Here is a 12,757-nt window from a genome sequence, read left to right as displayed (position 1 = left end):
AAAAAAAGAACCGCATAACAATGCGGTTCTTTTTCATTTTGATTATACATACATAGTATACACTATTCAATTTATGAATTTCAATTATGCAAAACAATAATATGAAAAAATCATATATATATTCAAAAAAATTGCCATAGCAGAAAGAATTTCCGCCATGGCAATCAACAGGATCACATAAAAATAGTATAAAATTATTTATTAGCCTCAGCGGCTGCTTTAGCTGCTTCAGCTGCTTTTTTTAGATTGGCTACTGAAGTTGGACATGTTGCAGGTGTACACGCTCCTTCTGGTCCTAAATCAGCAGATCGATTTACAAATGTCGTATGTAATATACTTTCAGCTTTTTCGCTTAATGGAGAACCAAAAAATTCTTTATATAGTGCTTGAATTTCTGGATTATTTACACATGTTTTAATCGACACTTCATCATCACGTTTATATAAGGAAGCAATACGAGCTGTACGTGCTTTATCAGCCATAGGTAATTTTACTTTTGGTTGGCCACCGCCACCAATACAGCCTCCACGGCAAGCCATAACTTCTATAAAATCATAATGTTTATTGTTAGTTCGCATATCTTCAATAAATTTTCGCATATTACCAGTTCCATGAACTGCTGCAACATGTAACACTTTATCCCCAATAGCAACATCAGCTTCTCTAGCACCATCCATGCCACGAATATCTTCGAAAGGGATTAAATTAGCTGGTGCTTTTTCCTTTGTAACCATTTCATAAGCAGCACGCATGGCTGATTCCATAACACCGCCAGTATTACCAAATATAATACCACCACCAGATGCTTCACCCATCAATGGATCAAATGTGGAATCTTCTAATGTAGAAAAGTCAATATTTTCTGCACGTAGCCATTTAGCTAATTCGCGAGTTGTAATGCACAAATCCGTATCCATCATACCAGGTTCGTTCCAATAATCAGCAGAAGCACTCATTTCTTCTCTACGAATTTCAAATTTTTTAGCCGTACATGGTGTCACTGCTACTGCTACAATTTTCTTAGCATCTAATCCTATTTTTTCAGCAAAATACGTTTTTTGTGTTGGTGCTTGCATACTGATCGGACTTTTAGCTGTCGATAAATTAGGCAAAAATTCTGGGAAAAATGTTTCCGCAAACTTAACCCATGCAGGACAACACGATGTGAATTGAGGTAGTTTTCCATGTCCATGCAAGACACGTTCAATTAATTCTGACGCTTCTTCCATAATCGTCATATCAGCCCCAAAATTTGTATCTAGCACATAATCTCCACCTAATTGGCGAAGTGCTGCTATCATCTTTCCTTCTACAAATGTGCCAGGTTCAAAGCCAAATTCTTCGCCTAAGCCCACACGTACAGCCGGTGCTGTTTGGAAAATAACCACTGTATCTGGATCTGAAATAGCGGCTTTCACCTGTTCTATTTCAGATGTTTCATTAATAGAATCAAATGGACAAATAGATGCACATTGTCCACAATGAATACAAATAGGATGGTCGCCATTGGATTCTAAGTTATAATAATCAAATACGCCCATGTCCACAGCACAAGCACGTCGACATAAAGAACAATTTTTACATTTACTTAAATCTTGAACAACTGCCACATTCCCATCTTCAATAGGAACACGACGGTCTAAGAATTCGTACTTACTCATTATTTCCTCCTAAAAGTAACGTTGTTATCGTTATACACTCGCATTATACCATTGGTTACGCCTTTTCTTCAAGTTCTAACCACCGCTCTGTTAACATGTCAATTCTCGTCTGCGTTTTCGTTCTCTCATCTATGAGTTCTTTTATGTTTTCATAATCATTATCCATTCTTGAAATCATAACATCTAATCCTTTGATTAAATGTTCTAATTCAGTAATGGTATCCATGATTTCACTATATTCCTTTTCTTCACCTAAAGTAAGTCCTTTTTTAGTTTTATGAGAGTTATTATTATTTACGATTTTTTGATTCTCATTTGTTTTTTTATCTATTTTTCTTATATTTTTTTCTTTCCTATTATCTTGCATGTCCATATCCGTTTTATAGTCAGAGTATGATCCATGAACAATTTCTATATTACCATTTCCTTTAAAAACAAATAGCTTATCTACTACACGATCTAAAAAATAACGATCATGACATACGGTAATCACCACTCCACAAAATGAATCTAAAAAATCTTCCAACACTTCTAATGTAGGGATATCTAAATCATTAGTTGGTTCATCTAATAGTAATACATTGGGTGCATCCATTAACAATTTTAACAAGTAAAGACGGCGTCGTTCTCCACCAGACAATTTACGAATAGGTACTCCATGTAACTCAGGAGTAAATAAAAATCGTTCTAGCATCTGCCCTGCACTAATGGTATTTCCATCACCTAATACTATATAAGAATGATTTTCTTTAATATAGTCTAATACGCGTTGTTCCTCATTAAAGGGAGGCATTTCTTGTGTAAAATGAGCAATACGAACAGTTTCTCCTCTCACTAATGTACCTGTTTGCGGTTCATATGTACCATCAAGTAATTTCAAAAATGTTGATTTTCCCATACCGTTTGGTCCAACTACACCAATTCGATCATGTTTAACAACATGATACGTAAAATCATCAATAATTTGAGTGTTCCCAAAAGAAAATCTGATGTGATCTATATCAAAAATAGTTTTACCTAGCCTAGTTTTTAATACTAATGGATCAATTGTTCCTTGCCGATGTGTGGATTCTAAGGACTTCAAATATTCATATCTTTGTAATCTGGCCTTTTGTTTTGTACTCCTAGCTTGTGCGCCACGACGAACCCATGCAAGTTCTTGTTTCAAAAATTGACGTCGTTTTTCTTCTGTAGCAGCCTGTTGTTCTTCTCTAGCTTGTTTTAATGATAGAAAATCCTCATATGAACCTTCATAACTATAAATACGACGATCTGATAATTCTAAAATGCTATTACAAACAGCATCTAAAAAGTATCGATCATGAGTACTTACCAATAAACCACCTTTTCGATGTAATAAATATGATTCTAACCATTCAATGCTATGGTCATCTAAATGATTAGTAGGTTCATCTAAGAGTAATAACTCACACGGATATAGTAATGCTTGCCCTAATGCTAAACGTCGTCTCTGTCCTCCTGATAAAAATTTTACCGGCATTGTAACATCATCAAATCCTAACTGATGTAAAATAATTTTCGCTTCTTGTTCTACTTGCCATCCATCTTCTTCATTCATTCGCTCTAACAAAGCCATATATTTTTCATCATTTCTGTTAGATTGATTCACTTCTTCAAACGCTCGTACTAAAGCTAATTTAGGATGATTCCCCAAGAATATATTTTCTAAAATTGATTGTTCTTCCTTAACAATTGGCTGTTGTGGTAAGTAATAAATTGAGGCTTTACCGTTCTTATCAATACAACCCTTATCAGGTTCTACTTCTCCTGCCAACATTTTTAGAAAAGTAGATTTTCCCGTACCATTGACGCCTACTAATCCATAGTGGCAATCAGTAGTAAAAGTCATAGTTACATCTGTAAATAATAAACGTGTACCATACGACTTTTCAACATTTTGTAAACTAATAACATTTGTTGACATACATATCTCCCTTCAGTAAAATGAAAGACAAAGAGCCTAGAGTAGTTATAACAGTAATTGGAGGCAACTATGGAAGCACAAACAGTAGAATCATTTTATAATGCACTAGATATAGAATTAGTTGATATTGATAATTTTGACACCTTATTGTTCGATATATCAGACAGTGGAGATTATGCCACTATCAGTGATGATGACGGCAATATACCTACAAGTTTAGATACACCTATTGTAGTAAATATATATGATGAAAATAGTGTCTATCAATGGTGTGTTACATTACAAGATTCCTATGAATTTTCTGATATATACCAAACCTCAAAAGACTCTATTACTTTATTAAAAACATTAGAATCAATTCGACAAAATAATATTGCAAAATACGATACATTATAACTGTATCCAGGCACTCATGAAAAAGGAGTTGTTATGAGAAGTAGTATCTTCATAACAACTCCTTTTTATATTCATATCCCTCTTTTGAGTATATATTGCAAACATATAAACAATATATAGTAAAGCCCTAAACAAATGTCTCTGAAATTGGTCTAGCCGATGAAAGATTAGTTTTTTTTACATCCAATAAGCTAATAATTGAATGAACGACATTAGCTGCTCCATCTACATGCCATTCTAAGGAACACTGTGACATCTGTTGTAGTCGTTGAGGATTGATTAATAATGCCGTCACTACATCTTCTAAATTGTGAATATCTCGAGCCCATCTAGCACAGCCTTTCCCCTCTAAGAAAGCTGCATTCGCCTCTTCTTGACCGGGTATAGCATTAAAAAATACCATGGGTAATCCCATCGTAATCGCTTCCATACAAGTTAAAGCACCTGGTTTTGTCACCAATAAACTAACATTCTTCATAATATCAGAAATATTAGTCATATACCCATAAATTTTAGTACGCGTATGTAATTCACCTTGCATATCATGTAAAGCATCATATAACGCAGTATTCTGCCCTGTTACAACAACTAATTCATCTACGCCTTGAATATCATCAAGTCGTCTAAGTGCACTTTCTACAGAACCTAATCCTAATCCGCCGCCCATAATTAGAATACGTACAGGTTGTTTAAGTTCATAATGATGGATAGCATCCCTAAAAAAAGAACGTCGCACAGGAATACCACTTACATGAATTTTTTCTTTATCAATACCACAACGAGCAATCTCGCCTACCATCGAATCAATCGCCACATAATACGAGTCTACTTGTGGATACATCCAAAATTGATGACTAGTAAAATCCGTAATCACACCGATTAATGGTATATTAATCAAATTTTGTCGCTTCAAAATACATGCAGCGCCACATGGAAAGGGATGTGTAAAAATAACTACATCAGGTTCTTCCTTAGTGATTAACTTTAGCATACGACTTTTTAAGATCCATGATAATAAGGTCTGTACCATACCACCTTTTCGTTCACCTTGTGAAAGACGATAAATTAAATCATAAAGCATAGGAAACACATCAATCATCTTGATGTATGTTTCCTTTAAAATATTATCAAAAGACAATGTATCGGTCGATAAAAAATCTACGTGTAAAATTTGTGCATCTGGTTCAGTTTCTAACCAGTATTCCTCAATAGCACGAGCTGCTTGTGTATGCCCTGTACCAATTGATGCTGATACAATTAAAACTTTTCGTTGCATTTCATGGTCCATATCCGACTTCCTCTCTGAAAGCATTATATCATATTTCATCACTCTATTTCTAACAAGTATCCTATCAATATAAAGACAATTCACACAGCCTATCTCATAAAATCAAAATCTTCACTGATATAAAAAGAGAGTTATCGTTTATAATAACAGATAACTCTCTTTATTTACACTAATTCTACACAAAACTAATAGTAAAATTATTTTTTACGTTTATTAACAACTACGTTAACTTGTTCTTTTAATTGTTTACCAGCTTTGAATGCAGGAGATTTAGAAGCTGGGATAGTAATAGTTTTACCATTTTGAGGATTGCGACCTTCACGAGCTTGACGTTCACGTACTTCAAAAGTACCGAAACCAATTACTTGTACTTTTTCACCAGATGTCAATTCTTCTGCAATTGTGTCAAATACAGCTTTGACTGCTTTTTCAGCATCTTTCTTAGTTAATTCAGTTTTTTGAGCTACGCTTGCGATTAATTCTGTTTTATTCATGACAGAACCTCCTTAAAATCAAATATACTCATTCAGCATCAGCTATTAGCTGTGTAGAATGTTCTTGCTCTAGCATTTTCGCCTTATTCCAAAACGCATCAAGTTCTGCGAGAGAAAATTCTTCCCAGCCCTTGCCACTTTCTTGTACACATCGTTCTACAAAAGTAAAACGACGTTGAAACTTATTGTTTGTACGGCGTAATGCATTTTCTCCGCTTATTTTATACCATCTAAAGAGATTAATCAAGGAAAAAAGTACATCTCCCCCCTCTAATTCTATATTTTCTTGATTTTTTTGATGAATTGCTTCTTTAAATTCATCAATTTCTTCATAAAATTTTTCCCATACTGTACTCTCTTCTAACCAATCAAAACCTACGTTTTTAGCCTTTTCTTGTAATTTTTGAGCACGCAATAAAGAAGGAAGTCCCTTTGAAACACCATCTAATAAAAATTTTCTTTCATGACCCTGTTCTTGCGCCTTTAATTCTTCCCACGAAGCTGTGGAGCCGTCTAATTTTTCATGCCTATCTTTATGAAACACATGTGGGTGACGGTGAATCATCTTTTTTGATACATCATCAATCACATTTTGAATTGTAAACCAACCTTCTTCTTCTGCTAATGCAGAATGGAATAAAATCTGCAGTAGTACATCACCTAATTCTTCACGCAGATTATCTATATCTTTATTATCAATGGCTTCTAATAACTCATACACTTCTTCTAAAAAATATCGTCGCAATGTGCTATGCGTCTGCATACGATCCCAAGGACATCCCTCTGGCGAACGCAACGTTTTAATAATACCATATAGTTCTTTCAAGGACAGGTCCCTATCTTTATCTTCTCTATCCATGAATACTTATCTCCTTCTCTAATTATACTAAGAATGCCTACTTAACCAAAAATGAATTCACTCTTCCTGTGCAGCATATATGTGTTACCACACCATTCATATAGAAGCCCATAAATGTATGATGTATTAAACTACTAATACTCAATAGTCAGTCTATTAAATAAATCTACATCAATCATATTCTTTTATGCTGAACTCTTGAACTATATGATTAGGCCCGTAATTTTATATACTTTCTAAGCGATTATTTTTTTCTTTCTCTAACTGAAAACTTATTACCAATTATAGGTAATGTAGTTATATCCTCTTTATTGATAGCTTTGGTAATCCATAAACTTGCTAAATAAATCATAATAGCTATTAAAATAGATATACAAACAGCTAGTGTATTTCCCAAGAGTGACGACAAGAAATGATATCCTACTGCAGTAGCTCCACCCATAGCCATAGCCGATATAATAATTTTACACACATTATTAATATCCAGTCTATATCCTACATATTTGTTAACAAAATATACATTAAGTGCAGCTGCTAATCCAAAATCAATATTAGTAGCCCAAGCAGCACCATTAATACCTAGTTCAGGAACTACAATTAAATACCAACTCAATATGACTTTTACCACTGTGCTAAGCAATAAATTAATCATTGGTATAGCTGTTTTACCGAGTCCTTGCAAAATTCCTGTTGTAACTTGTTGAATACCTAGGAAAAAAATACTTAAACTCATAACTGCTATTGGTGGCCCTGCATGAGGTGTAGCGTATAGTAATTGTGAAATAGGTATAGCCAATACGCATAATCCAACGAAAGCGGGAATCGTAATTAAATTAGCAATCTTTAAGGCTGTATTGGTTCTTTCATGAATCGTTTCTATACGGCCTAATGCATATGCCTCTGACACGGCTGGCACTAAACTAGCTGCTAACGATGTAGTTAAAATAATCGGTAAATTAACTAAACTTGTAGCCATTCCTGTTAAATATCCATATAAAGTAGTTGCTTCTTGAATCGGATATCCCGCTTCGATTAATCGATTTGGTACAATGAACATATCAATTCCTGATACTAAAGGCATCATAATATTTGCCATAGAAACTGGTATGGCTAAGAAAAATAATTCTTTTACAATGGATATAGAAGATCCTGATGTACTAATATCTTTTTGTTGCAATAGCAATGATTTGCGATAAGTACGTTGTCGATAATAAAAATATAGCAATACTCCTAGTCCTGCTATAATACCTGGAAACGTAGCAAATGTAGCCCCTGCTGCTGCAAATTCTAATCCTTTCGGCAATAACATATAGGCTAATGCCACCATAGTAACAACACGAAAGGATTGTTCTAAAATCTGAGATATACCCGTAGGTAACATATTTTGAAAGCCTTGAAAATACCCACGAAAACAGCTTAATATGGTGACTAATAAAATAGCCGGTGATAGGGCCTCGATGGCTATTAAAGCCCGTTCATCACGGACCCAACCAAAATCTATCATACATTGAGCCGAATTATATAGACCCACGCTAAAAATAACACCTAGTCCCGCTAACATAATTAAAGATATAGCAAATACTTTATTAGCTCCACGTATATCTTGATTAGCTAACCGTTCTGCTACCATGATTGAAATAGCCACTGGAATTCCCGCTGTAGATATGCTCACAATAATCTGATAAATAGGATAGGCTAATTGATATAACCCAATTCCCTCACCACCTAGGATACGGGCAATCAATACTTTACTAAATGCGCCTATAACTTTAACAATCACACCAGCCAATGTCAAAATCATAGCACCTTTTAAAAATCGATTCATAAATCCTCCTAGCTATGACTCTACTGATGCATCAATTCGGCGTTCTAGCTCTGTTAACACATTATCTGTCATAGTAATAATAGAAATAGTCATACCATCAAGAATGACATGCGCTGATGTTGGTTTTGTATCTAACAACCTAATCCGTTTCCACATTGATTCACTAACAGATGCCATATCCCAATGCGTCATTTTGCTATCATCATACCATTGAATAATTAACGTATTATCTCGATGTATTATACTATGAATACCTAGCAATCGAGCTCGTTCTTTTATCATAGCAATTTTGAGCAATCGATTCACAGGTTCCGTCGGTGTGCCAAATCGGTCAATCATCTCATCCATCAAATCATCTAATGCCTCTACTGTTTTTATATATAGCAATCGTTGATAAATAGAAATTTTTCTAGCACTATCTTTGATATACGCATCATCTATAAATGCATCAACACCTAAATCAATAATTGGGTCTGGAGGTGGTGCAACCTCTTCTGTAACTTCTTTATTTTGTACTTTACTAATTGCCTCTTCAAGCATTGTACAATACATAGCAAAACCAACGGAAGCAATATTTCCATGCTGTTGCGCGCCTAATAAATTGCCTGCTCCTCGAATTTCTAAATCCCGCATAGCAAGTTTAAACCCAGCTCCCAGCTCAGTAAATTCTTCAATCGCTTTTAACCGTTTTTCTGCTGCTTCTGTTAATACTTTATCAGGTCTATACAGAAAGTATGCATAAGCTCTTCGATGTGAGCGTCCTACACGTCCTCTCATTTGATATAACTGAGATAGGCCTAAGTGATCCGCATCATAAACAATAATTGTATTCGCATTTGGTATATCTAACCCAGTCTCAATAATACTAGTACATAAAAGTAAGTCATAATGACCTTCGTAAAAATCGGTCATAATATGTTCCATTTCTGTCCCCGACATCTGCCCATGCGCAATAGCTAATCGTAAATCGGGTAATGCTCCTTCTAATAGTTCAGCCATATGATCAATAGATGCTACGCGATTATACACAAAATAAACTTGTCCACCTCGTTGCAATTCGCGACGAATGGCATCCACAATTAATGACATATCATATTCCACCACGTAGGTTTGAATCGGAACCCTATCTTCTGGTGGTGTTGTAATGACACTCATTTCTCTTACCCCTACTAACGACATATGTAATGTACGAGGTATTGGTGTAGCACTCAATGTTAACACATCAATAGTATGCGCCCAACTTTTCCATTTTTCTTTCTGCGCCACACCAAATCGCTGTTCCTCATCAACCACTAACATGCCTAAATCTTTAAAAGCAATCTTCTTATTAAGCAATGAATGTGTGCCAATTAATATATCGACTTGTCCGTCTTTAGTAGCTTGTATAATTGTCTTTCGTTCTTTTAAACTTTTAAAGCGATTCATAACTTCTACACGAATACTAAATGGTGAAAAGCGTTGTAAAAAGGTCTGATAATGTTGTTGTGCTAATACAGTAGTTGGTACGAGTACAGCTACTTGTTTACCACTCATAACAGCTTTAAAAACCGCTCGCATGGCCACCTCAGTTTTACCAAAGCCTACATCGCCACATAGCAATCGATCCATCGGTATTGGTTGTTCCATAGAGGCTTTTATTTCTGCTGTCGCCCTTAATTGATCCTCTGTTTCTTCATAAGGGAACGCCTCTTCAAATTCTTGTTGCCATGGTTGATCGGGCAGAAATGCAAATCCTGATGAAATCTCACGTTGTGCATAAATTTTAACCAATCGCTCTGCTAACTCATCAATAGATTTTTGTGCCTTCGCTTTAATGCGTTGCCAATCTCTACCACCCATTTTATGTATACGTGGTGTATCCCCTTCATTACCTATATATTTTTGTAATTGGTCTAAATTATCGGCTGGTAAAAACAACCGATCTGTACCTGCATAAGCTATTTCAATATAATCTCTATGAATGCCCTCTGTTTCAATTGTTTTTAAACCTAAATATTTTCCAATACCATGTACAGTATGAACTACATAATCACCAATTGATAAATCAGTAAAATACTTAATATCTTGTCCTTTTTCTGCTTTTCGCCGCAATCGTTTCTTTTGCTGTCCGTAAATATTGCCTTCTGTAATAACTACAAATCGACTATGCGGGAATTCGAATCCATCTGTTAATAAGCCATCCCAAATAGTAACTATACCAGTTTCTGTTGTCCATGTATCCGATAATTTATACTTAATATTTTCTTCTAGTAAAGCTCTTTCAATGCCTTCACGTCGCTGTAAATTATGCATAACTAATACTACTTGATACTGCAATGCATGCCATTGTTTAATTTCATCCATCAACAATGGTACTTGTCGCTCAAAGCTTGTCATTGCTTTTCCCTGAATACCAATTGGCGAAAATCCACTTAGTCCAATGGAACGCTGTTGCATAAAACTAAATGCCACTTGTGTAGGAGATGTCATGGTTTTCGTCAACCCATGCCAATCATAATGAAACGTATGATGCGTACTATCTTCTTTTAAATACTTTTTTAACGATTCTTGAATACGTACTGGTTCATCAAAAATAATCAAACCTTGCTGTACATAGGACAATAAAGAGCTTTTGCTCTCTGTATTAGCTAATTTAATAGGTGTTATCATGCAATCATCAATATGAGTCACAGAGCGTTGTGTTTCTACTTCAAAGGTGCGAATGGTATCAATTTCATCACCAAACAGTTCAATACGATATGGCAAATCATTATTCACAGAATAAATATCAATAATATCTCCGCGTACGGCAAAATGACCACGTTGTTCCACCTGGTCTACTCGTTCATATCCAATTGCCAACAATCGTTCTAATAGCTCATCTCTAGCTATCTCATTATTACATGCTAAAGTAATACTCATATGTGCTAATTCTTCAGGGGATACTACAAACTGAGATGCTTCCTCTGCATCAGCTATAACGATAACATTTTTTTCTGCTTGAAGCATACACAATGCTTCCATCTGTTTTGCTTGACTTTCCATACTACGAGCTATCGTAGAAAATGTAACTTGCTCGATATGAGGAAATGCTAGCACCCTACTGGTAGGCAACAAACATGCCAAATCTCGTTGCCATAATTCTTTATGTTCTTTATCATGAACAACGATAATTGTAGGAATCATACCATGTAATTTCATAGCATGACTATACATAAAAGTTTTTTGTGAACCACTCATACCATATAATAGAGTATTACCTGTATGACCAAATGCCTCTATTCCCTCTTTATAAGAATGGTTTTGGTATAACAACGATTCTATATCAGTCATATTAGCCTCATATAAATAAAAAAAGCATGGACAGCCAACTGTCTATGCTTATACCAACACTGTCTATTGTGTTATCTATATACGTAAAATTATCTAACTAAAAAGTGGTGCGGGAGAAGGGACTTGAACCCCCACGCCGTAAGGCGCCAGATCCTAAGTCTGGTGCGTCTGCCAATTCCGCCACTCCCGCGTACCAACATGATTATATTATCATAAGCCTATACAATCGTCAAGCATTTTTTACTGCAAATCATGCACGTAATTTTAACACAAATAAGCCTTATTTCTACTGTCCCATGTCCGTATATATAAATTAAGTGCATGTACCTATATTAACTGTTACATATTAGTTTTTTATTCTTATTTCTAGGGCTATAAAATTTATCTTAAAACTATAGCAGCCTATTATTTGGTCATTTAACTAATACGTACATACACAAACGATAAAAAATAGAAAGATGTATTACCCCTTTTATAGGACATAACAAACTTTCTATCCTATCCACAACCTATAGACCTATGTGCTAGATCAACTTAATCAATACTATAAAAGGAGAGCACCGACTTATTAAAAGTCGGTGCCGGATGATGATGATAATGTACGCCCTTACATTTATCATGACTTATATTAACACGCAAGCGTGGTAATACCAATTTGGTGACACCACAAAACTACTAAGCCATGATTGTCAACATAGTAAAGACGATAAAAAAATCCTCTCTTAACCATGCGTCAAAAAAGGAATAAATTCTCCTCCCTATCGCTCGTAGGTCAAATGGTGAATGATGAATAGGCAGTTCTCCTGACTCGGCTTCAACGCTCATTTGGTCTTCCCAGTTTCCCAGTGACATAATCAAACTCGCTCAACCATACAGTGGCGGGACCGTGTCGGCATTTCACCGACTTCTCTGTTAGGCTTTTCAGCACCTACTCCCAAATATGTATTGTTTTTATGTGCTTATTATATCTCTATTCC

At 35.3% G+C, this 12,757-nt stretch carries 8 protein-coding genes, 1 tRNA gene and 1 riboswitch; of the genes, 1 reads left to right on the top strand and 8 read right to left on the bottom strand.

All coding sequences use genetic code 11. The features are described 5' to 3' along the window. Nucleotides 1–194: 194 nt before the first annotated feature. Together P6940_RS04055 and P6940_RS04050 are read right to left on the bottom strand one after the other, a co-directional pair. Nucleotides 195–1,661, bottom strand: a complete 1,467-nt coding sequence (locus P6940_RS04055; protein WP_277293268.1) for a [FeFe] hydrogenase, group A — start codon at nt 1,659–1,661, stop codon at nt 195–197. 55 nt (nt 1,662–1,716) lie between these two features. After that, nucleotides 1,717–3,606, bottom strand: a complete 1,890-nt coding sequence (locus P6940_RS04050; RefSeq protein ID WP_277293267.1) for an ABC-F family ATP-binding cassette domain-containing protein — start codon at nt 3,604–3,606, stop codon at nt 1,717–1,719. Between the two features lie 69 nt (nt 3,607–3,675). On the opposite strand from P6940_RS04050, the gene P6940_RS04045 reads away from it, so the two are divergent. Further along, nucleotides 3,676–4,002: a hypothetical protein gene (locus P6940_RS04045; protein ID WP_028256898.1), complete on the top strand. Its 327-nt coding sequence runs from the start codon at nt 3,676–3,678 to the stop codon at nt 4,000–4,002. Between the two features lie 127 nt (nt 4,003–4,129). Here the strand turns inward: P6940_RS04045 and P6940_RS04040 are convergent, their stop codons facing one another. The 6 genes from P6940_RS04040 to P6940_RS04015 all read right to left on the bottom strand — a co-directional run bounded on the left by P6940_RS04040 (nt 4,130) and on the right by P6940_RS04015 (nt 11,970). Beyond that, nucleotides 4,130–5,290 (bottom strand): MGDG synthase family glycosyltransferase, encoded by a 1,161-nt coding sequence (locus P6940_RS04040; protein WP_277288224.1) that lies wholly within the window; start codon nt 5,288–5,290, stop codon nt 4,130–4,132. A gap of 197 nt (nt 5,291–5,487) precedes the next feature. Beyond that, nucleotides 5,488–5,784 (bottom strand): HU family DNA-binding protein, encoded by a 297-nt coding sequence (locus P6940_RS04035; RefSeq protein ID WP_028256900.1) that lies wholly within the window; start codon nt 5,782–5,784, stop codon nt 5,488–5,490. Between the two features lie 28 nt (nt 5,785–5,812). After that, entirely contained in the window at nt 5,813–6,643 is an 831-nt protein-coding gene (gene mazG, locus P6940_RS04030) for a nucleoside triphosphate pyrophosphohydrolase (RefSeq protein WP_277293266.1), read from the bottom strand. A gap of 244 nt (nt 6,644–6,887) precedes the next feature. Further along, nucleotides 6,888–8,468 (bottom strand): putative polysaccharide biosynthesis protein, encoded by a 1,581-nt coding sequence (locus tag P6940_RS04025; RefSeq protein WP_277293265.1) that lies wholly within the window; start codon nt 8,466–8,468, stop codon nt 6,888–6,890. A 12-nt stretch (nt 8,469–8,480) separates the two neighbouring features. Further along, nucleotides 8,481–11,780 carry a transcription-repair coupling factor gene (mfd, locus tag P6940_RS04020; protein ID WP_277293264.1) on the bottom strand — a complete coding sequence of 1,100 codons (3,300 nt, stop codon included), beginning with the start codon at nt 11,778–11,780 and terminating at the stop codon, nt 8,481–8,483. 105 nt (nt 11,781–11,885) lie between these two features. After that, nucleotides 11,886–11,970, bottom strand: a tRNA-Leu gene (locus P6940_RS04015). Nucleotides 11,971–12,556: 586 nt separating this feature from the next. Then, nucleotides 12,557–12,727: riboswitch (cobalamin riboswitch) on the bottom strand. Between the last annotated feature and the right edge of the window lie 30 nt (nt 12,728–12,757).

The sequence above is a fragment of the Veillonella montpellierensis genome (genome assembly GCF_947090115.1).
Taxonomy (GTDB): Bacteria; Bacillota; Negativicutes; order Veillonellales; family Veillonellaceae; genus Veillonella; species Veillonella montpellierensis.
The sequence above is the reverse complement of the archived record's forward strand: the minus strand, read 5'-3'. Positions and strand labels throughout refer to the sequence as shown.

Excerpts from the sequence above, each read along its gene's own strand:
- P6940_RS04055 (WP_277293268.1), bottom strand. The coding sequence starts at position 1,661 with ATGAGTAAGTACGAATTCTTAGACCGTCGTGTTCCTATTGAAGATGGG.
- P6940_RS04050 (WP_277293267.1), bottom strand. The coding sequence starts at position 3,606 with ATGTCAACAAATGTTATTAGTTTACAAAATGTTGAAAAGTCGTATGGT.
- P6940_RS04045 (WP_028256898.1), top strand. The coding sequence starts at position 3,676 with ATGGAAGCACAAACAGTAGAATCATTTTATAATGCACTAGATATAGAA.
- P6940_RS04040 (WP_277288224.1), bottom strand. The coding sequence starts at position 5,290 with ATGGACCATGAAATGCAACGAAAAGTTTTAATTGTATCAGCATCAATT.
- P6940_RS04035 (WP_028256900.1), bottom strand. The coding sequence starts at position 5,784 with ATGAATAAAACAGAATTAATCGCAAGCGTAGCTCAAAAAACTGAATTA.
- mazG (WP_277293266.1), bottom strand. The coding sequence starts at position 6,643 with ATGGATAGAGAAGATAAAGATAGGGACCTGTCCTTGAAAGAACTATAT.
- P6940_RS04025 (WP_277293265.1), bottom strand. The coding sequence starts at position 8,468 with ATGAATCGATTTTTAAAAGGTGCTATGATTTTGACATTGGCTGGTGTG.
- mfd (WP_277293264.1), bottom strand. The coding sequence starts at position 11,780 with ATGACTGATATAGAATCGTTGTTATACCAAAACCATTCTTATAAAGAG.